Below are 20,746 nucleotides of genomic sequence, written 5' to 3'. Positions count from 1 at the left end.
CGAGCCGACGCCCGGACACGTCCGGGCGCCGCAATTCAGCGAAGCGATCAACCGAAGTCGAAATCGAAATCGATGTCTATATCGGCATTCTGTTCGGCTTCTTGTACCTGATCGACATCCACGTCGACGTTCTGTTCCTGATCGACGTCTACGTCATTGTCGTTGGATTGGTCGACGGTGTTGTCGGTATCATTGTCGTTGCTGGCATCACCATCGGCGTCCGCATCAGCGGTAGCCTCTGAATCAGCATCACCATCGGCATCAGCGTCGGCATCAGCGTCGCTGTCATCGTCCGCATCTGCGTCTGCATCAGCGTCGTTGTCAGTATCCGCATCTGAATCAGCGTCCGCGTCAGCGTCGTTGTCCGTGTCTGCATCCTGATCGGAGTCATTGTCGATATCCGAGTCATTGTTATTGTCGATACCGACATCAGAATCCTGGTCGGTATCCACGTCAACGTCTTGATCCTGATCTTGGTCGAGGTCCTGATCGATGTCAGCATTGATGTCTATCTCAAAGTCATTGTCTTCAAATTCGTCCATGAGATTGCACTCCCACATTAGAGGAACCCCGCTCCATCAATCCAACACCAGGAGCGGATCGATGGCTTGACGCCGATCCATGCGGTACAACGTACCCATCGATGCGCCGAAGCATGTCTTTTCAGGGTGGTGGAAAATAGCTGCCAATTGGCATGCAACCGAAACGGTGATGCCCTGTGCTGCTTGGCTTATCTGAATGGGTGATGCTCACCTCAACTGGTGAGCCACTTTGGGTAGTCCGGCACCGAAATGGTCAGGCGGATCGCAACCGGCGCCGAGCACGCTCTCCTTCCAGCTTGCTTGTTCCGGCGAATGGAACTTCAGGCGACGAGCTCGCCGAGATCAACGATCACATCGACATCGCCATCAATAGTGGCGGCCTCATCAAGGTCGACATAGAGTGCAGTCAGGTCATCATCATCCTCCAGATCGACGATACCTGCCACTAAGGTCCCGATGAGCGAGGCGATATCGACATCGACATCGGCTTCGATATCATCGCGAATTTCCACGTCGACATCGATGTTACTATCACTTTCCGTGTCCTGATCGATCGCGGCATCAATGCTGTCTTCGTCATCATCACCCACATCGACATCCGCATCGCTTTCAATTTCGATATCATCTTCCACATCGATACCGATCTCTACGAGGATAGTTCCGTCATCCCCTTCGCTGACCTCGATATCCACGTCGATTCTCTCGTCGACCTCAGGTCTCTGATTGACATCGACGTCGATGTCCCGGCCGCCCGAGCCGTCCGTATCTGTTTCCACGTCGGCATCCTGATCCATTTCCCCTGCCTGATCGATCTCCGAATCGAGTTCGACGGTGACGGGCCGTGAACCGATGACGGCCACGTCTGTGTCGACGTCGTCGTCGATTTCCGAATTCTGGCCGACGTCGATATCAAGATCGTCGTTCTCGGTTTCGGTTTGATCTTCGGTGTCTACATCATCGGGTTCCATCGTGCGTCTCCCTTGCTGGCCGCCAGCCTTGCAAACAGAATCCCACCTTTCGGACATCAAACATAGACGCCAAGACGGGCGATAATTTGTGGCCACAATCGCCGGGTAGAAGCGCTATGAATTAATTGGAATGGGTGAAATCAAGCGGCCTATCGGTATGAGCTTCTGCATGCGGAGATCGTCGATGACGCCATTGAAGCAGTCCAGCGTGCCGGCCGGTGCGCGGTTGCACGATCAGGGAACGGAAGGTTCTGTCGTTTACGAGCCTCCCTTGCGCCAACATCTTCGCTGCGGTCACGCCCTCACCGCCCGAATGGATCAGTCCGTAGGGCATGGAGCGAGGCGTAAGGACGCTCGTCGAACTCGCGAGAATCTGAGAGGAGCGCACCGAGTCGCGCTCCACCACAATTATCCGAATGCCATATTAACATTGAAGCGCGTCCACTTTGCGCCAATAGCGCCGGTTGGCTGAACCTGCGTAGCTTCCTGTGGACCCACCTCTCAGACAGCATAATCCGCGTCAGCAAGCCATGTTGCGAACAATGGCAAATATAAGCGTCGTTATTTTGACCTGTTGTTATCGTTCGACTTTATTGTACTGAAACGTTGCAACGTGTTGTAGCGTAAATTCCTGATTTCGACGATGCCACCTTCTAGAACGGTGTAAATAACTTCCCCGTTCTTAGCTGTAGCGGTTTCACCGGGCTTTCCCTCACCTCTTATGATCTTGTTGATGGTTGCGCGCTGCGATGCACTGTCCTCTTCGGCAAATGCAAACGGGGAATGCAAACCGATAGTTAAGACCAAAGGAAGAAGAGCCGTTGTTGGTCTGTTCATGATTATTCCTTCAGCAGAGTTAGCGGAAAACAAAGCGTACCAATCTAACTCGATTGGTGCTCTCATGGCGAATTTCATGTTCCAAAACGACAATGTGATGCGACTTTCAGAGCCGGTGTGAAGGAAAACGAACGGGATCGACAGGCTACGAGCCATCCGCCCGGTCGCCTCAGCGGCAGCTATGTTCAAAGCGCGCTCGTGGTCCAGCAAAGGTTCAGCAAATATTTTTTACTGGAGCGGAAGAATCGGCTTGCCCGACAGTTCAAAATCGAAGCTCCAGCCATTGTCTGCTGCAAAGTCCACGACGTGTCAGTTTAGGCTCGAAGAACGAAGCCTGACCTCACCCCACGAATGCTGATCGATCCCCCGCAGGTCCTCCATCGCTGTGTTCCGGTGTAGCCCTTATGCAACTTTCTAAGCACATAAGGAGAACGACGCTTGTGTGATGAAGGTGAAGGTCTGCTTTGCGCCGATACTGTTGAAAAAGTCGGTTTTCTACAACGTCTGATATTTTGGAGGGCCGTAGAGGCCGACACAGAAAATTTACGTGGGGGACTCCCAATTTTGCGAGAAAGCAGCGTGTGAGCCGTGTAGCGGAATTGGGGCAGCATCGAACGGCAACATTCGCTCAGATCGCGAAATGGCCGACTTTTCGGTAAGCCCCGATTTTGGACTTTTTCAACTGTATCCGCCGCAAGCGGACATTCGCCTGCAATGTATAGGTTCCGCGGAGCTGATGGAGCACTCGGTTATTTCTTGGAAAAGAAGGGATCGGTTGCGTTGGCGCAGATGGTGTGAAGCGTCCATCTTTGAAGAAAATATTTAAAGTATACCCGTGGGCACTTGAGCTAACCACTTCGCGCTAAAGACTAACACGAACCGCGTGTGCTAGAATTAAGCCCAACGCCTCATTTGAATGGGGGTCCACACCATGATGACCGCGAGGGAATACGCCAAGAACGCGACGGCCGTTCTGCATCATATCCTACACATCCCGGCGGACGAGTTCGATAACGACGGCACCGCCGCCGTCATCGAGCAGGCCATAAGAGACGCCACGCGCGACCGCGACAGCAGGGTCGGCGAACAATTGAAGGAAGCGCATGCGGCTGCGCAGCATCGTTTGGCGCGGCTGCTGAGTTCGTCACCCGCCGTGATCTACAGCTTCAAGGCGACCGGTGATTTCGCGCCCACGTTCGTAAGCGAAAACATCAACGCCGTGTTTGGCTATGCGCCGGGCGAGTACCTCGAGCACCCGTCATTCTGGCGCGACCGGGTCCACCCCGACGACCTGACCCGCGTCGAGGAGGCGATTTCCAAATTCTTCCAGAACGGAATCCACACGGTGGAGTATCGCTTTCGCCGCAAGGATGGCTCTTATTGCTGGGTGAATGACGAGCAGCAGCTGATCCGTGACAAGCAGGGCCAGCCGCTGGAGATCGTCGGATCATGGAGCGATATAACGGCGCGCAAGGCGGCGGAGGAAGCGCAGGCGGCTGCGCAGCAGCGTTTGGCCCGGCTGCTGAGTTCGTCACCTGCCGTGATCTACAGCTTCAAGGCGACAGATGATTTCGCGCCCACGTTCGTAAGCGAGAACATCAGAACCGTGTTCGGCTATGCGCCGGGCGAGTACCTGGAGGACCCGTCATTCTGGCGCGACCGGGTCCACCCCGACGACCTGACCCGCGTCGAGGAGGCGATTTCCAAATTCTTCCAGAATGGAATCCACACGGTGGAGTATCGCTTTCGCCGCAAGGATGGCTCCTATTGCTGGGTGAATGACGAGCAGCAACTGATCCGTGACAAGCAGGGCCAGCCGCTGGAGATCGTCGGATCATGGAGCGATATTACGGCGCGCAAGGCGGCGGAGGAAGCGAAGGCGGCTGCGCATGCCCGCCTGTCCCAGTTGCTGATCAGCTCGCCGGCCGTGATCTACAGTTACAGGGCGACAGGAGATTTCGCGCCGACCTTTGTCAGTCAGAACATCAAGGACTTGTTGGGCTACGAGCCGCAGGAATACCTGGAGAACGCGGATTTCTGGCGGCGCTGCGTGCACCCCGATGAGCTTGCCGCGGTGGAGGCCGAGTCTGTCCACTTGTTCAAGGAAGGCCACCATACGGTCGAGTATCGATTTCTCAAGAAGGATGGCTCCTATTGCTGGGTAAATGACGCACAGCACTTGATCCGGGACGCAGACAGTCAACCGGTGGAAATCGTCGGCTCGTGGAGCGACATCACCGATCGCAAGCGGGCGCAAGAAGCCGCGGCGGCGGCCCAGGATCGCGTCTCATATCTACTCACCTGTGTGCCGGCGGTGATCTACAGCTTCAAAGCAACGGGCGACTTTTGGCCGACGTTCATCAGCCCGAACGTAAAGGACCTGCTCGGATACGAGCGTGAGGAATATCTCGAGAGCCCGGATTTCTGGCGCAGCCGTGTGCATCCCGGGGATCTGCCGCGCATCGAGAAAGATTATGCGAGGCTTTTCGAGGAAGGTCGTATCGCCAACGAGTACCGGTTCCGCAAGAAGGACGGCAACTATTGCTGGATCAGTGACGATCTGCAGCTGCAGCGTAACGCTGCAGGCGATCCGATCGAGGTGGTCGGTGCGTGGAACGACATTACAGCCCGCAAGCAAATCAGCGAAGCTTTGGTTGCCTCCCAGGACCGCCTCGTGCGCGTGTTATCGTCTGCGCCTGCGGTCATCTACAGCTTCAAGGCGACCGGCGACTACGCGCCCATCATCATCAGCGAGAATATCAAGAGCTTGCTCGGATATGAGCCGAGCGAGTACCTGGAGAACGCCGATTTCTGGCGCGACCGGGTGCACCCCGACGACCTGGCCTGGGTGGAGTCCGAATCCGTCCACTTGTACAAAAAAGGCCGCCACACGGTCGAGTATCGATTCCGCAAGAAGGACGGCAGCTTTTGCTGGGTGAACGACGAACAGCAATTGATCCGCGACAAGGATGGCCAGCCGCTTGAAGTCATCGGCTCGTGGAGCGACGTGACCGCGCGCAAGCACGCGGAGATCGTTTCCCAGCGCAGCGAGCAGCGCCTGACGGACGCGATCGAATCAATCTCGGAGGGGTTTTCGCTGTACGACGCGGAGGACCGGCTGATCGTCTGCAACAGCGCCTATGGTGAACTCCTCTATCCGGGACTGGGCACGCCAGCGCCGGGTACACCGTACGAAATGCTCATCCGCAACGCGGCGGAACAAGGCCTTGTCGAGGACGCGAAAGGACGCGTTGACGAGTGGATCGACGAGCGACTGGCGAGACACAGGCAACCGGGCCAACCCCATGTACAACAGCGAGCCAATGGCCGCTGGATTCAAATCAACGAGCGCAAGACGACAGAGGGCGGAACCGTTGCCGTGTACACGAACATCACCGCAATCAAGCAGGCCGAAGCAAAGATCCGTAAGGCCAAGTCCAAGGTTGAGCTGGCGAATGCGCTCGTGACCGAGAAGAACGAGACGCTGGAGGCTTTGTCGAACAAGCTGTCGAAATATTTGTCACCCCAAGTCTATTCATCGATATTCGCGGGTACACAGGAAGTAAGGATAGCCTCGAGCCGCAAGAAGCTCACCATATTCTTTTCTGACATCGCCGATTTCACCGAGACGACAGATGATCTGGAATCCGAGGAACTGACGGCTCTGCTCAACCACTATCTGACGGAGATGACGAAGATCGCTTTGGCGCACGGCGCGACCGTTGACAAGTATATCGGCGATGCGATCCTGGCTTTTTTTGGCGATCCTGAGACGCGGGGCGTCAAGGAGGATGCGATGGCCTGCGTCAACATGGCGATCGCGATGCAGCGGCGGATGTGGGACTTGCAGACAGAATGGCGTGACAGGGGATTACAGAAGCCGTTCCAGTTGCGGATCGGCATCAACACGGGCTATTGCACGGTCGGCAATTTCGGCAGCGAAGACCGCATGGAGTACACCATCATCGGCGGTGAAGTGAATCTGGCCGCCAGGCTGCAGTCCCATGCCGAGCTTGGCGGCATTCTTTTGAGCCACGCGGCCTATTCGTTAGTCAAGGACAGGGTCCTGGCCGAGGAGCGGGAACCCATAAAGGCCAAGGGCATCGCCAAGCCAGTGCGAAACTACAGGGTGCTCCAGCGGATCGACGACATGGTCGAAGATGGCAAAGCGATCCGGGAAGAGCAAGACGGGCTGAAAATCCTCATAGACTTGCAGAAGCTTGACAAGGCAAGCGCCGTCAAGACGTTGGAAGGCATCCTCTCGCGCCTCAAGACCTGATTTTAATCGGGACGCGGTCGTTCGACGAATATTGCCAGTGCTTGCTCGTCGACTATCGAACCTATCCAATCAACCGAATCCAACGAGTTGCCACGTTTCGGTCGAGTCAACCTGGACTCTGCGGAGTATATGCAATGAGGTTCGATTCGCGGAATTTGATTGATGCACAAGGAGGGACAATCCATGTTCTACGCCATCTTGGCCTATCACGAAGAGCAAGTGGTCGAATCGTGGACCAAAGAGGAGGACGCGGCGCTGATGGCCGAACTGCTCCAGGTCAATGATCGCCTCGTCGGGGAAAAGTGTTTGGGCCCGGCCGCACGGCTTGGTCCGACGCGCCGCGCCGTGACCTTGCGTGGGAAGGATGCCGGCATGGTCACCGACGGCCCCTTTGCCGAGACCAAGGAGCAGTTGCTCGGCTTCTATGTTGTGGATTGCCCAACGCTCGAGGCAGCAGTGGCGGCCGCGCGCGACCTGCGTCGTGCCAATCCGACCGCGGTGTATGAAATCCGACCAATTTCGCTCTATCGCCCTGGTGCGCCGCTGGCGGCCCAAGAGGAGAGCTATTAAGGCTTTCATACACGAGGAACGTCGGCACAGTAGGTCCAAATGTCCCGGCTCAGACTGGGCTTTCTGACTCATCAGAAGATTTCATGCCGTACCCGGCATCCGGCCAGAGACGTGAAACCGTAAGCATGGAGTCCCCTTACGAACTCAGAATCCTCAATGGGCTGACTGTCACTGTTCCGCGGGAGGATTGCTCTCGGGCAGACCAGTGGCTGCTTAGCGCCAAAACCGGACAAGAAGTTCAGACCGCGGACTTCAGGTTCACACGTTTTTCGAGCTCGGCTGCACTCTCTTTGCGTTCGCTGTACCTGTCTGTGAGATATCCGGAAACATCCCGGGTCAGCAACGTGAACTTGACCAACTCCTCCATCACGTCAACGACGCGATCATAGTAGGAGGAAGGTCTCATGCGGCCGTGCTCATCGAACTCCTGGTAGGCTTTCGCCACCGAAGACTGGTTGGGTATCGTGATCATCCGCATCCAGCGTCCGAGCACCCGCATCTGATTGACGGCGTTGAACGATTGCGAACCGCCAGACACCTGCATGACGGCAAGCGTGCGTCCCTGCGTTGGCCGAATCGAACCCATTGCGAGCGGTATCCAGTCGATCTGCGACTTCATAACGCCGGTCATCGCGCCGTGCCGTTCGGGGCTGGTCCAAACCTGACCTTCCGACCACAGTGACAGTTCGCGGAGCTCCCGTACCTTCGGATGATCAATCGGCGCATCGTCGGGAAGCGGCAGTCCGGCTGGATCGTAAATGCGGGTTTCCGCGCCAAAATGCTCCAGCAGCCGCGCCGCCTCCTGGGTCAGAAGGCGACTATAAGAGACCTTCCGCAACGAGCCATGGAGCAGCAGGATACGCGGAGGGTGGGTCGAACGTGGACCCGAAAGCTTCGAAGGGTCCAGTGCTTGCAGCGCGTCCGGGAGAACATTAGGCAGATCAGACAACACGTTTTCCTTCGGAGTCGATAACAACTTCGCCGTCTTCCTTGGCGAACGCTCCCTGTTGCGGCGTGGGCAGAATGTCGAGGACCAGTTCCGATGGCCGGCTCAGCCGTACACCCAACTCGCTTACAACAAAGGGGCGGTTGATGAGGATCGGATGGGCCTCCATGGCGTCGAGAAGTTGGTCGTCCGTCAACGACCGATCATCGAGGCCGAGCTCAGCGTAGGGCGTTCCCTTTTCCCGCATTGCCTCGCGCACCGTCAGTCCTGCCCGCCGGATCAGATCTTTAAGTTTCTGGCGAGCGGGGGGTGATTTCAGGTATTCGATGATTGTCGGCTCGATGCCGGCATTGCGGATCAGCGCAAGCGTGTTGCGTGACGTGCCGCAAGACGGATTGTGATAGATGGTGACATCCATGGTTATTCAATACCCTTCAGATTGTTAAGCGCTTGGGACGCGGGTTTCTGATCCGCCAGCATCCAGCTGGCCAGCGCCATTGCGAGCAATGCGCCGAGAAACTCTGCAATGATAAAGCCGGGTAGGTCGACGGGCCGGATTCCTGCGAAAGTGTTCGACAGTGCACGCGCGATCGCGACGGCCGGATTGGCAAACGATGTCGAGGCGGTGAACCAGTAAGCGGCGGTGATGTAGAGTCCGACCAGCCAGGGAATTGCATCCGGCCGGAAGCGCAGGCCGGCGAGGATGGTAAAGACCAGCCCGAAGGCTGCCACGGCTTCCGCGATCCACTGTCCCGTTCCGGTGCGAACCGTCGTCGAAATTTCGACGATGGGGAGCTCGAACATCGCGTGAGCCGTGAGCGATCCGGCTATACCGCCCGCGATCTGCGCAACGATGTATGAGAGTGCTGCGTTCGCCTCGATGTCCCGCCGGAGCGCGAAGACCATCGTCATTGCCGGATTGAAGTGTGCGCCTGAGATTGGTCCCAGAATGGTGATGAGCACCACCAGGATCGCGCCAGTGGGGATCGTATTGCCGAGCAGGGAAAGCGCCACATCGTTGGTCAGTCGGTCGGCCATGATTCCCGAACCGACGACGGTAGCAACGAGCATCGCCGTTCCGAGTGCTTCTGCCGCGAGGCGGCGGGACAGGTCTGGTATCACAGCCATCAACCCACCGTCGGTAGATTGCGGCCAATTTCGGCGGAATCGATGGCCCGGAACGCACCCGGGCTGAGGGTGATGCACAAAGCCACCCAAAGGGTGAGAGAACGCTCAAAAATGGACATAGCTTTTCCTTAGATGGAAACCGACCGCGACAGGACAGACGCCGTTGCAGGGCAAAGGCTCGTGGCCTGCGGCGTTGCCAGGATCGCGGCGGGCACAGCGGTTCGTTCAACTGGATGGAAGCCGAGCCTACCGAAAAACGGAGCGGCATTCGTTGTCAGTAGATAGCCCGTTTCCGCTCCCTGAATGTCGGCGTAGCGTAGCAACAGACGTGTGATGGCGCTGCCATGCCCATGCTTTTGCACCTCGGCTGCCACTGCGATCGATCGAATGAGCGCATCCTTTCCGTAGAATTCGATACCGCCGTATCCGACGGGATTGCCCTGGCGGTCGGAGAAACGGAAGAACTTCCCTTTTGAGTGGGCCAGATCCTCTGTCGGAAGCGATGCCGCCTGAAGGGCCGTCTCAAATTCTGTGTCGACCGGATTGATTTCTTCTGCTTCCAGTCCCTCGCGGCGACCGATGGCCTGTAACTTCGTCGTCAACCACAGTCGGTCGACGGAATCGTGCGACAGGTTGAGGAATGCCATGATCCTGTTCTTCATATAGCGGGCAGCCAGCGAGAACGCCCTTTCCTTTTCGATATCCGTACCTTCCACGGTTGCGGGGTCTTCGATACCCCAGTGTGCGGTCATGGGATGGCCGGGCCAAATCGGACACGCCTCCCCGGTCGCGCTGTCGCAGACCGTGAAAATAAAATCCATCTGCGGTGCGCCTGCAACCGCGAATTCGTCCCAGCTCTTGGAGTGAAATCCTTCCGTGGGGTATCCAAGCGCCTCAAGAACCTTCAAGGCAAAGGGGTTGACGTCGCCCTTGGGCTGGCTGCCTGCGGAAAATGCCTGGAAGCGACCTTTACCTTCGGCATTGAGGATGGATTCAGCCAGAATAGACCGTGCAGAATTTCCGGTGCAGAGAAAGAGGACGTTGTAGACACGATCATGCATTGAAGTTCTCCTTGGGTGAACAGCATGGGACGATGTCGGCGATGAGCGGCGCACAGATGTCGGGATGCCCCGCACAGCAATCCTTCAGGAGGAAATTGATCGCCTCGCGCAGGTTTTCGAAGCTCGCCCGGTAAATGATCGAACGGCTTTGTCGCTCCGACGAAATCAGCCCGGCCCGCGTCATGATGGCGAGGTGGGTCGACATCGTATTCTGAGGAATGTCGAGTATCCGGGACACCTCACCTGCGGCGATGCCATCGGGTTCGTGCATGACGATGAGTTTGAACGCGTCCATGCGCGTTGGCTGCGCAAGAGCCGAAAAGGCTTCAATAGTTTTATCTTTTTCCATATATCGGGATTTACAGATATTTTAATGTCTTGTCAACGTTACCTCGGCCGATTTCCCCTCGGTCCGATCAAACATCAACCCGGCGATTCGCATTACGAAGCTGCGGTCGGCGACGGATGCCGTATGTTCAGAAGAAACGGAGAGTCAGAGCTGCTGAGAGATCCGTAAAACCACAGGCGTGCGACGCCAGCCGCAGAGCCATCTCAGGCACAACATCCTGTCTGGTTTCGCGCCGCGATGCCGCAGCATGAACTCTTTTCCGCAATAAGCACTGCCCGATGCCTCGGCTTGCAGATGGCAGGACGCGCTGCGAGGCGCAAGACGGCGCGTTCGCCGTCGACCTCGAGCGCGTGTACGTCGAAGACCTGCATAGGTGTACCTGGGACGCCGACCTCAAAGGTCAATCGGGCCCCAGCGTCAAGTTCGATCCTGGTTGCCACTTGGGCGAGGATCTTGCGGAATTTTTCTACTTTCATGAAATCGCTGCCATCCTGCGAAGGAATGTCTTCAACCTGCAGAATCGTTTCGTGCCATTGGTCGGGATTGCCGCCGCAGTCGAGCGTGACGAAGGACCCCGCCTTGACTTCGGTGACGTGATAGCCGGGTTGAATGGTGCGCCCTCCGTATTCGATGACAAGGGATTTGTCAGCGTGCGGCTCCAGTTCCGCAAGCACAACTCCAAGGGAACCGTCGTCATAAAAATCGGTGACAGATGGGCTGGTCATAGCGTCCATGTTGGTCTATCCTTATTTCAACATCTTTTGAGATATTGAGGTAATTATGAACGAAATGCAAGCCCTCGATGCATTTGCGTCGCTCTCCCAGGAAACCCGGCTGCGCATCGTCCGTCTGCTGGTCATGGCCGGACCCGACGGCATGCCCGCTGGCGCGGTCGGTGAAGCAATGGGGGCGTCCTCGTCGAAAATCTCCTTCCATCTGAGCCACCTCGAGCGTGCCGGACTGGTCCAGTCACGCCGGGAAGCGCGCTCGATCATCTACAGCGCCGTCTATCCCGCCCTTTCCGGCTTGATCGAGTTCCTCATGAAGGACTGCTGTCAGGGACGCTGCGATCCGGTGGTCGATACCTGCGCCGAAACCTGCGAGGCATAGGACAAGTGACGACATCAACCATCTCTGCAACCGGCAGCCGCCTCGCCGTGACCGCGCTCGGCCTGACCCAGATCATCGGATATGGCACCCTGTACTACAGCTTCAGCGCTCTTGCAGACTCCATGGCGAAGGACGTGGGGTGGTCCTCGGAATGGGTGTTTGCAGCGTTCTCAATTTCGCTCCTTGCGGGGGGCTTTGCCGCGCCGATCGCAGGAAGCTGGATCGACAAGTATGGAGCCGGACGGGTGATGGCGCTCGGCTCGATCGGCGCGGCCTTGGCTCTCGCCTGTTGTGCGCTCGCCCCTACCCCATTCACGTTTGGGATAGGACTGATGGCCGTCGAACTGGCCTCGACGTTCGTCCTCTATAATGCTGCGTTCGCGCTTCTGGTACAGATCAATCCGAAGACGGCACAGCGGAGCATAACCCACCTGACGCTGATCGCGGGGTTTGCCTCGACTATTTTTTGGCCGCTGACGTCGGAGCTCCATCAAGACCTGACTTGGCAAGAAGTCTACTTTGTCTTCGCCGCCGCCCATCTGTTTGTATGCTTGCCGGTCCATTTTTGGCTGTCGCGCATGTCGGGAAATTCGAGCTCCTCTGCAGAAGTCACTGCCGCGGCAGGCCATGTCGTCGTGGGAAGCGTTCCTGTAGAACGAACCAGATCGGCCTTCGTCTTGATGGTGTCCGGCCTTGCCCTGATCAGCTTCATCGACGCAGCCATCTTGATTCACATGCTGCCGATGCTTGGAGCTCTTGGACTTGGAAGCGTGAGCGTTCTTGTTGGAACTCTATTCGGGCCCGCCCAGGTCACAAGCCGCCTGCTCAGCATGTTGACCGGAAACCGGATTCAGCCGCTTGGCCTGGCGCTGACTTCCAGCTTGTTGGTTCCAGTGTCGATCGCCGTGCTGCTTTGGAATGGCACATGGATGGTCGGCGCTGTGGGATTTGCGATCCTGTTCGGTTTGGGCGTTGGACTTTCAAGCATCGTCCAAGGCACGTTGCCCCTCGCTCTTTTCGGCAGCAACGGTTACGGAAAGCGCATGGGTAAGGTCACCTCGGCACGGTTAGTGTCGTCTGCGGCCGCTCCGTTTGCCTTTGCGTTCATGATGCAACACGTTGGCACGGTCGTCACATTGGTGATCTTTGCCGCCCTCGGATTTGTTGGGCTGGTTTCGTTTGCAGCCATCGGCCGCCCGATGCAGCGAACCTTGGTACGCGAACCATCATAAGCTTCCGAGTGAGCTACGCCGTCAACCCCTCCCGAGGCAATGTGTTCAATCTCATACCTGTATTCGGGGGGCTCTCCTTTTACTTCCTCGGCGAAACGCTCTCCCATTCAATGGCTTGGCCCAGCATGTGGACAAACGTCGTTTCCATTCACAGGGCTTCAGCATTAATGGGCCGAAAGGCGTCACGTATCATTGTGGCCATACCGTCGATGGCAGCGCTGTTCATCCGGGGATTGCGTCTGAGCACCACATTCGAGGAATCAATCTGGGGGAAACCGTCTGCTTCCGTCAGGGCGCAACAACCTGCCGGGATATTGCTGCTGGCAAGCGGCGCGATCGCCAGACCCGAAACGGCGGCGATTTTTAGTCCGCCGCTGGTGTCACAGCTATAGGCGATGCGGTAGTTGATCTTGGCTTTTTCCAATGATCCGACAGCAAATTTCTTGCACCAGCTGGAGCGCTCATAGATCGCAACCGGTACAACGTCGTTCTCATGGACGCAGTGCACTTCCGAGGTCACCCAAACCGTCGGGTCGACAAACAGCACCTCACCGGTCGTCGGCTCTTCCTGATCGAAAATTACCGCGAGGTCGAGTTCGTCTGCGTCGATCGCCGCCAACTGAGCAGCCGAATATCCGCATTTCACGGTGACCTCCACATGCGGGTGCTGGCTCGCGAAGGCCGCCAGGGCACGCGGCAAGACGGTGTAACCATACTCTTCCGGAATACCAATCCGCACAGGACCGCCGAGCGGTTTCGCCCTTATCGTAGCTGCGGTCTCATCCAGCAAACCAATAATCCTGTTGGCGCTGACAAGCAGGATCCTTCCTTGTGGCGTCAGTGTCACGCCACGTGAACCGCGCTCGAAAAGGCTTTCGCCCAGGGTCTCTTCTAACCTCTTGATCTGAATGCTGACTGCCGACTGCGTCCTGCCGACTTGTTCAGCGGCGCGGGTGACATTTCCGGTCGCTGCCACGGCCACAAACGTACGTAGCAGTTCACTGTCCAACGGCAGGTGCACGATGAAGGCTTCCGATAAAAATTTCAGATGGCAGGCATGATTTCTATTCGTTTGTTAAATGTCAAGTTCTGGCGAATCCTGTCTCCTTGTCCGGGAGCGCCAGATGAAGAAGGTCCGACATCGTTTGATACAATTCTTTCGTGCTTGGCGGGCCGCGAGACAGGAGCACGAATTGTTGTTGGATATCTTGAGCAAGCCGAGCGACCGATTACTCCTCGACGCAGGCATCACCAGGGAGGAGGCAGTTCACATCATTGGCAGCCATAAGACGTGGCTTTGGTGGAATGTGCCTGAACCATTGGACCGGAAAGATCACTTTGAATGGTCCGCTTCTGCGTATCCGCGCAATGTGTTGTACTGATCTATCTGACTCGCAGTCAGCAACGCCGTTGTTTCCAGATACGCTGACAAATGGACCATTGTTTCAGAGACTTATGTACTCCGGCCTCGTGTTGATGTCCTATGGTCGGGCAATCGGCAGCAACGTCTTTTTCTCAATCCGCCCAGCGACCGAAAATACAAGAAGTTCAGTGTTATGTCCGATCTTGTCGCCATCCATCAATCTTACGATATCGTCAACACCACCGACGGGCTTGCCATCGATCGCAAGAATGTAATCGCCGTCCCGCAGGCCACCGCGCTCGGCCGGTCCGCCGGGTTCCACGCGCCTGACGCGCACTGATGTCGTCTGGGCAGTGCCTGCCTCGAGAGCGATCCTTCGCGGTAGCTCAATTGTGTCACCGGCAATTCCGATGAACGCACGTCTGACCCGGCCATAGCGGAGTATTTCCGAAATCACAAAGTTCGCGGTATTGGAAGCCACCGCAAATGCGATGCTCTGCGCACCCTGGATAACGGCCGTATTGACCCCGATGACCTCGCCGTTTGAAGAGACCAGCGGCCCTCCCGAGTTGCCGGGGTTGAGTGCAGCATCGGTCTGAATGACGTCGTCCATGAGGCGGCCGCTCGCAGATCGCATCGAGCGACCCAGCGCCGACACGATACCAGCGGTCACTGTCCATTCAAAGCCGAGCGGATTCCCGATCGCGATCGCGATATGACCCCTGCGCAGACGCTTGGAATCTCCGAGGCGAGCCCAGGCTCCGACACTCGAGTTTGCCCGGATGAGCGCTATATCAGTGTCGACATCACGACCGAGTACCCGCCCTTCTGTAACGAAACCATCTGGTGTAGCGATGCGGACGACCTTGGCGTCATCGACAACGTGGTTGTTTGTTACAATCAGCCCGTCCGGCGAGACCGCAAAGCCAGACCCATGCCCGGCTCTGCCTCCCACGCGCTCAATTCGGCTGACCGCCGGCCCGACAATATCGACCGCACTTGCAATGGATTGCGAATATGCATCCATCAGCGCGCCGTCATCAACGGGCACTATGTCCTTGTCTATGAAACCCATCGTTTGATCCTCAAACAGCCGCGCCCTCGCTGCTGCCGCCAGCGCGCCGGCGACAGTCGTCCCGGCTCTGCCATGACACTTTGTTAAGAGTTAAATGGATTGGCATCGATTTGCTTTCAAGTCTCGTGCAGAACGTAGTCGTCGCTCTGGCAGACTTCTTGAACCGCTGCAGAAATTGCTCGGGCCCGAGGCGTCCGAAATGAAAGAGCCGGTGGAGACACCGGCCCTTTATAGCAATCACCACCAATAAGGTGGTTCTCGCCGTGCCGTGTCCGATTGCTCAGATGGTCTTTTCCCGAACCGGGAGCTTCCAGCCCGGACGGATGAAGTGGCACGTGTAGCCGTTCGGAATGCGCTCCAGGTAATCCTGATGTTCAGGCTCTGCTTCCCAGAAATCTCCGGCTGGCGTGACTTCGGTCACGACCTTGCCAGGCCACAGTCCAGACGCATCGACATCTGCAATTGTCTCCTTTGCAACGCGCTCTTGCTCATCTGACGTGTAGAAGATTGCCGAGCGATAGCTCAGTCCAACGTCGTTGCCCTGGCGATTACGCGTGCTCGGGTCGTGGATCTGGAAGAACAACTCGAGAATTTGCCGATAGCTGATACGGGCGGGATCGAAGATGATCTCGATAGCTTCTGCATGGGTCCCATGGTTGCGGTAAGTCGCATTCGGCACGTCGCCGCCAGTGTAGCCGACGCGCGTTGAAATCACGCCGTCATAGCGGCGAATAAGGTCCTGCATGCCCCAGAAGCAACCACCGGCAAGGACTGCACGTTCTTCGGTCATTGGATGTCCTCCATTTGATTGAGATAGGCTTTGTAACAGTTTCCAGCTGTGAGACACATTCTGTTACGCTCTGATTTCGATAAAATGAGGTGATGTACTAAGTCACGTTATTGGATTTCCGCGGCTACGAGCTCGGTCGAGCCCTGCGGCGAATACGCTTTGGCGATTATTGCAGCCACCGCCGACGGTTCGCGAGGATCGGTGTCATAGGTGCATGGCGATACCAGCACTGCGATGCCGATCAGGCATATCGTGACAAACTGCATGACAAGTCTCCTTTGTTCAATAACGATTATTATAATAATTGTATGATGAGCCACTTACAAGTACGATAATCATTCGTGTCATAATCATTGTGCTTGCTGCCGGAGAATCCGATGAACAAAAGAGCCCTTCCCCGTACCGAAGCTGCGAAGCTCGCAGACTTCATGTGCTTCTCGATCTACTCGGCCAATCTCGCCTACTCCCGGGTGTACAAACCCGTCCTCGATGAACTCGGCCTCACCTATCCCCAATACATAACAATCATCTCTCTGTGGGAAGAGGACCAGCAAACAGTCAAAGGCTTGAGCGAGAAGCTGTTTCTGGAACCAAGCACCATGACACCCATGCTCAAACGGCTTGAAGTCATGGGTTATCTCACGCGCACAAGAGACACCGAAGACGAGCGCAACGTGCGGATTTCGCTGACCGATGCTGGCCGTCGGCTTCGCGAGAAGGGTTTAGGCTTTGGCGAGGTGACGGTGAAAGCCTCGGGCCTGACGCCCGAGGAATTCCCGATCCTGCAGAAGGCTATCGCGAACCTTCGCGACAATCTCATCAAGGCAAGCAAGGGAGAACTTTGATCCTCCGTCAGCCTTGGTTTGCGACCGGTCGCGCACTCTTGCCGTCCGGGGTTATCGCCTGATTATCAGCCTGCTGGCTTTTCGCTTCGGCCAATAGATCCTGAATGACCTTTTCGGACGTGTCATAATCGCCCTCGCCGAAATGGTGGTACCTGATCTGCCCCTTCGCATCGATGAAGTAGTGGGCTGGCCAATAGCTGTTTTGGAACGCCTTCCAGATTTCGAAGTTGTTATCGACTGCAACCGGATAGCCGATCTTGAAATCGCTGATCGCTTGTCTGACGTTGTCGATCTTGCGTTCGAAGGCGAATTCGGGCGCGTGCACGCCAATTACCACGAGGCCCTGATCCTTATATTTTTCCGCCCAGGCCCGAACATAGGGAACGGTGTGAATGCAATTGATGCAGGAGAAAGTCCAGAAATCGACCAGCACGACCTTGCCGCGAAGCTGTTCGGTGGTTAGCGGCGGCGAGTTCAGCCATTCAACTGCCCCATCGAGCGAAGGAAACTGACCCTCAACCGGAAGATCGCTTCGGAAACCTTGGGGGGCCTTGACCGCCATTACCCCGCTGTCGCTTGCAATCGCGGCAACCGGTGCCAACTTCTTCGCGTTGAACTCATCGAGAAGTGCCTGCTCGATCTTGCCCGCGCCAACGCTGGAGAGGCGCGCGAGAAAACCGGTATCGGCACCAAGTCCGATGGCAACGACCCCTGCAAGGACGGCGATGCCGAGGCCACGGCGTACCCATTCACCGGCACCCAGCGTTTGCTTCATTGCCGCAAAGACCCGGCCGCCAACCAGAAGAGCCAAGGCGAGCGAGGTCGCAGCACCCGCCGAATAGGCCAGAAGAAGCAGCGTTGTCTGAACGTTCGCACCCTGAAGAGCGGCTCCCGTCAGCACCAATCCCAGAATCGGCCCAGCGCAGGGCGCCCAGAGCAGACCAGTCGCGATACCGAGAACAAGCGAACTGCCGGCAGTCGGAACCGAGCGCGGTCCGCCGGTCGCGTTCAGCAGCCTGTTTGCAAACGCAACGACCGGCCTCGTCAGTACTGTGGCAAGCTGCGGCGAAACAAGCGTCAAACCGAAGACTGCGAGCAGCCCGATTGCAGCGTAGCGGCCATATTCATTGGCATGAACAGCCCAGTTGCCGCCGACCGCAGCAAGCGTGGCTACCACGGCAAAGGTAATTGCCATGCCGGCGAGCATCGGCAGTGTGCTTTTGATGAAAGGCTGCTCGGCGCGTGCAAAGACGAACGGAAGGACGGGCAGGATGCACGGACTGAGGATCGTCAGCACACCTGCGAGGTAAGCAATAACCGAAAGGGTCATTATCATATCCTTTGAGGTGATTGATGGAGCGCCGGGGCGCAGCGGCTGATGACCAGCCGTTGCCGGAATAAGGCTTCACCGACGTATCCCGCATGTGTCTGGAATGGCGCGAAACGTAACGAAGTGTCGAAGGCAAGCTGCCCGTTACACTGCGATACAAGTCGAGCGCACATCCCCTCGCATCAAGGGAGCGAGATTTCCGCCGAGAGCCCGCCGCCATCGCGATTGCGCAATGTAAGCGTGGCGCCTGTCGCAAGCGCAAGCTGATGTGCGATAGCCAATCCCAGTCCAGTCCCGCCGGTTCCCCGGTTTCGCGACTGCTCGAGCCGGAAGAATGGTTGGAGAACTGCTTCAAGCTGGTCTTCCGGAATGCCGGGGCCACGGTCCTGCACCTTTATGATGACCGAGCCTCGGAGATCCTGTTCCAGATGGACTTCTGCGCTTCCGCCGAATTTGAGGGCATTGTCGATGAGGTTGGTGAATATGCGCCGCAAGGCGTGCGGCCGCGTCTCGATTGCTGCGTTGATCTTACCGATTATCGTGACGCCCTTGCCGGTGTCCTGATAATCGTAGACGAGACTTTCCATGAAGGACGCGATGTCTATCCTTGAGGATTTCTCGGTATTTCCATGGGCGCTGCGGGCATAGGCTACACCTTCGTGAACAAGGCGCTCGATCTCGGTCAGATCCTGGACCAGCTTGTCCTTCTCGACCGAGTCTTCGGCAAATTCGGCGCGAAGCTTCATGCGTGTGATCGGCGTTTGGAGGTCGTGAGAAATAGCCGCGAGTATCTGCACCCTCTCTTCAAGATAATGTGCGATCCGGTCGCGCATCGCATTGAATGCGGTCGCGGCATAGGCAACTTCAGTCGGCCCGGTTTCGCTCAGCCGGGGCGCTTTCTTGTTGGGGTCAAGCGCATCGGCGGCATTGGCAAGATTGACCAGGGGACGTATCGCTTGGCGAACGGCCAGCCAGCTGCAGAGAATAAGAAGAATAAGTTGTGCCACGAGAACGTATGGCAACCACTCGGCCAGCGGCATCAGCGCCGGGTTCACATCGATCGTCACCGGATTGCCGTCGCTCAAGGTCAGGTGGGCCTGAAGGCGTTTGCCATCCCCCGGTATCGATTCGACCCGGATAGGAAAACGCTGGCCGCCCGCGTCCTGTATTTTTGCGGCGATCTCGGCACCCCGGTTGCTCATATCGGGAACGCCGGCCAAGCCTGGGCCGAGTACAAACCGGTACGTTCCCCGATCGAGCCGCGTAAGCCAATCTCCTCGCTCAGCGGCCGGCAGGCGATCCAGTATGGCGATCGAGGTTGCCACATCGCTTTCGAGCGTGTTCAGCATCACGGTCTTTGTCGCCATATAGCGTTCAAGAAACAGGACGCTGAAGGAAAGTCCATGGGCTATCGTCAAGCCAGCCAGAAGGATCAGGAACAACCTCCATCCCAAGGTTCGGGGCCAGAGCCGAAAACGCCGGGTTGCCGCGATGCCGGTCATTGCCGGAGCTCGGCAATCTCGACGGGCATCGAGAATACATAACCCTCGCTGCGAACAGTCTTGATGTAGGCCGGTTCGCGCGCATCGTCGCAAAGCCGCTGGCGAAGCCGGCTCACCAAAAGGTCGATAGACCTGTCGAACAGCTCGGCTTCGCGTCCTTGAGTGAGATTCAACAGTTGATCGCGATTGAGGACACGTTGCGGATGATCGACGAACACACGAAGCAAGCGATATTCGGCACCGCTGAGCGCAATAGCGGTCCCATCGCGGTCAAGCAGATGCCGGCCGGACGTATCGAGCTGCCAATCGCCAAAGCTCAACAGTTGGCCGACCTCGCTTATCTGCAGGTTCGGTGGAAGCATGCGGGTCCGGCGCAGGACTGCCTTGATCCGCGCCAGCAATTCCCGCGCAGCGAAGGGCTTTGCAAGATAGTCATCCGCACCCATCTCCAGGCCGACAATCCGGTCGGTTTCGTCGTTGCGGGCCGTCAGCATGAGGACAGGAATCGCCTTGTGCTTGCCGGCTCGCAACTCGCGGCACAAAACCAGGCCATCATCCCCCGGCATCATCACATCGAGAACAATGAGATCGACCGCATCTGTATCGAGAAATGCCCGCATGTGGCGCCCGTCTTGCACAACAGTGACGCGCAGGCCGTTCTTCTTGAGATAGCTCGAAACCAGCTCGCGGATTTCGCGATCGTCATCGACGATCAGGATGTGATCGATATGATCCATCGCAGGTGCCTTTCCATATAGCGGGTCGACTTCACCAGAAGCGCTCGATGTTCAAATTAATTATCACAATAATGATTATGAC

At 57.0% G+C, this 20,746-nt stretch carries 20 protein-coding genes and 2 pseudogenes; 5 read left to right on the top strand and 17 right to left on the bottom strand.

Annotation, left to right across the window (positions count from 1 at the left end; genetic code table 11):
• Positions 1-47: 47 nt before the first annotated feature.
• The 3 genes from ACSQ3H_RS10180 to ACSQ3H_RS10170 form a co-directional block, all read right to left on the bottom strand.
• The gene (locus ACSQ3H_RS10180) at positions 48-542 is read right to left on the bottom strand and encodes a hypothetical protein (protein WP_436116947.1); all 495 of its coding nucleotides are present in this window, start codon (positions 540-542) and stop codon (positions 48-50) included.
• A gap of 320 nt (positions 543-862) precedes the next feature.
• Positions 863-1,510, bottom strand: coding sequence for a hypothetical protein (locus tag ACSQ3H_RS10175; protein WP_436116946.1), 648 nt, complete (start codon positions 1,508-1,510; stop codon positions 863-865).
• A 561-nt stretch (positions 1,511-2,071) separates the two neighbouring features.
• Entirely contained in the window at positions 2,072-2,536 is a 465-nt protein-coding gene (locus ACSQ3H_RS10170) for a hypothetical protein (protein WP_436116945.1), read from the bottom strand.
• A gap of 742 nt (positions 2,537-3,278) precedes the next feature.
• On the opposite strand from ACSQ3H_RS10170, the gene ACSQ3H_RS10165 reads away from it, so the two are divergent.
• Complete coding sequence (locus ACSQ3H_RS10165) at positions 3,279-6,626, top strand: PAS domain-containing protein (RefSeq protein ID WP_436116944.1); 3,348 nt, start codon at positions 3,279-3,281, stop codon at positions 6,624-6,626.
• A 183-nt stretch (positions 6,627-6,809) separates the two neighbouring features.
• The gene (locus tag ACSQ3H_RS10160; protein WP_436116943.1) at positions 6,810-7,196 is read left to right on the top strand and encodes a YciI family protein; all 387 of its coding nucleotides are present in this window, start codon (positions 6,810-6,812) and stop codon (positions 7,194-7,196) included.
• A 238-nt stretch (positions 7,197-7,434) separates the two neighbouring features.
• Here ACSQ3H_RS10160 and arsH read toward each other — a convergent pair whose 3' ends face one another.
• The 7 genes and pseudogenes from arsH to ACSQ3H_RS10125 form a co-directional block, all read right to left on the bottom strand.
• The gene (gene arsH / locus ACSQ3H_RS10155; protein WP_436119405.1) at positions 7,435-8,136 is read right to left on the bottom strand and encodes an arsenical resistance protein ArsH; all 702 of its coding nucleotides are present in this window, start codon (positions 8,134-8,136) and stop codon (positions 7,435-7,437) included.
• A gap of 1 nt (position 8,137) precedes the next feature.
• The gene (gene arsC / locus ACSQ3H_RS10150; protein WP_436119404.1) at positions 8,138-8,566 is read right to left on the bottom strand and encodes an arsenate reductase (glutaredoxin); all 429 of its coding nucleotides are present in this window, start codon (positions 8,564-8,566) and stop codon (positions 8,138-8,140) included.
• Positions 8,563-9,270: an aquaporin gene (locus tag ACSQ3H_RS10145; protein ID WP_436116942.1), complete on the bottom strand. Its 708-nt coding sequence runs from the start codon at positions 9,268-9,270 to the stop codon at positions 8,563-8,565. Before ACSQ3H_RS10145 ends, arsC begins: the two co-directional genes overlap by 4 nt.
• Before the next feature lie 11 nt (positions 9,271-9,281).
• Positions 9,282-9,389 (bottom strand): annotated as a pseudogene (locus ACSQ3H_RS10140) (arsenical-resistance protein); the annotation flags it as partial.
• 9 nt (positions 9,390-9,398) lie between these two features.
• On the bottom strand, positions 9,399-10,331 hold the full coding sequence (gene arsN2, locus ACSQ3H_RS10135; protein WP_436116941.1) for an arsenic resistance N-acetyltransferase ArsN2: 933 nt from the start codon (positions 10,329-10,331) through the stop codon (positions 9,399-9,401).
• Positions 10,324-10,680 (bottom strand): ArsR/SmtB family transcription factor, encoded by a 357-nt coding sequence (locus ACSQ3H_RS10130; protein WP_436116940.1) that lies wholly within the window; start codon positions 10,678-10,680, stop codon positions 10,324-10,326. Before ACSQ3H_RS10130 ends, arsN2 begins: the two co-directional genes overlap by 8 nt.
• Before the next feature lie 203 nt (positions 10,681-10,883).
• Positions 10,884-11,414, bottom strand: a complete 531-nt coding sequence (locus ACSQ3H_RS10125) for a DUF6428 family protein (protein WP_436116939.1) — start codon at positions 11,412-11,414, stop codon at positions 10,884-10,886.
• A gap of 46 nt (positions 11,415-11,460) precedes the next feature.
• Here ACSQ3H_RS10125 and ACSQ3H_RS10120 point away from each other — a divergent pair, with 46 nt between their 5' ends.
• Positions 11,461-11,790 carry an ArsR/SmtB family transcription factor gene (locus ACSQ3H_RS10120; protein WP_436116938.1) on the top strand — a complete coding sequence of 110 codons (330 nt, stop codon included), beginning with the start codon at positions 11,461-11,463 and terminating at the stop codon, positions 11,788-11,790.
• Between the two features lie 5 nt (positions 11,791-11,795).
• On the top strand, positions 11,796-13,022 hold the full coding sequence (gene arsK, locus ACSQ3H_RS10115) for an arsenite efflux MFS transporter ArsK (protein WP_436116937.1): 1,227 nt from the start codon (positions 11,796-11,798) through the stop codon (positions 13,020-13,022).
• Between the two features lie 148 nt (positions 13,023-13,170).
• Here arsK and ACSQ3H_RS10110 read toward each other — a convergent pair whose 3' ends face one another.
• From ACSQ3H_RS10110 to ACSQ3H_RS10095, 4 genes are all read right to left on the bottom strand, one after another.
• A complete protein-coding gene (locus ACSQ3H_RS10110; RefSeq protein ID WP_436116936.1) occupies positions 13,171-14,043 on the bottom strand; it encodes a LysR family transcriptional regulator in 873 nt (290 codons plus the stop codon).
• Between the two features lie 460 nt (positions 14,044-14,503).
• Complete coding sequence (locus ACSQ3H_RS10105) at positions 14,504-15,460, bottom strand: S1C family serine protease (protein ID WP_436116935.1); 957 nt, start codon at positions 15,458-15,460, stop codon at positions 14,504-14,506.
• Positions 15,461-15,740: 280 nt separating this feature from the next.
• Complete coding sequence (msrA, locus tag ACSQ3H_RS10100) at positions 15,741-16,250, bottom strand: peptide-methionine (S)-S-oxide reductase MsrA (RefSeq protein WP_436116934.1); 510 nt, start codon at positions 16,248-16,250, stop codon at positions 15,741-15,743.
• Between the two features lie 107 nt (positions 16,251-16,357).
• On the bottom strand, positions 16,358-16,516 hold the full coding sequence (locus tag ACSQ3H_RS10095) for a hypothetical protein (protein ID WP_436116933.1): 159 nt from the start codon (positions 16,514-16,516) through the stop codon (positions 16,358-16,360).
• 111 nt (positions 16,517-16,627) lie between these two features.
• On the opposite strand from ACSQ3H_RS10095, the gene ACSQ3H_RS10090 reads away from it, so the two are divergent.
• Entirely contained in the window at positions 16,628-17,095 is a 468-nt protein-coding gene (locus tag ACSQ3H_RS10090) for a MarR family winged helix-turn-helix transcriptional regulator (RefSeq protein WP_436116932.1), read from the top strand.
• Between the two features lie 31 nt (positions 17,096-17,126).
• On the opposite strand, the pseudogene ACSQ3H_RS10085 reads toward ACSQ3H_RS10090, so the two are convergent.
• From ACSQ3H_RS10085 to ACSQ3H_RS10075, 3 genes and pseudogenes are all read right to left on the bottom strand, one after another.
• Positions 17,127-18,425: pseudogene (locus tag ACSQ3H_RS10085) on the bottom strand (cytochrome c biogenesis protein DipZ); the annotation flags it as partial.
• 182 nt (positions 18,426-18,607) lie between these two features.
• On the bottom strand, positions 18,608-19,927 hold the full coding sequence (locus ACSQ3H_RS10080) for an ATP-binding protein (RefSeq protein ID WP_436116931.1): 1,320 nt from the start codon (positions 19,925-19,927) through the stop codon (positions 18,608-18,610).
• Positions 19,924-20,664 carry a response regulator gene (locus ACSQ3H_RS10075; protein WP_436116930.1) on the bottom strand — a complete coding sequence of 247 codons (741 nt, stop codon included), beginning with the start codon at positions 20,662-20,664 and terminating at the stop codon, positions 19,924-19,926. The genes ACSQ3H_RS10080 and ACSQ3H_RS10075 overlap by 4 nt, the downstream gene beginning before the upstream one ends.
• Positions 20,665-20,746: the final 82 nt, after the last annotated feature.

The sequence above is a fragment of the Phyllobacterium sp. LjRoot231 genome, from assembly GCF_964253365.1.
GTDB lineage: Bacteria > Pseudomonadota > Alphaproteobacteria > Rhizobiales > Rhizobiaceae > Phyllobacterium.
The sequence above is the reverse complement of the archived record's forward strand: the minus strand, read 5'-3'. Positions and strand labels throughout refer to the sequence as shown.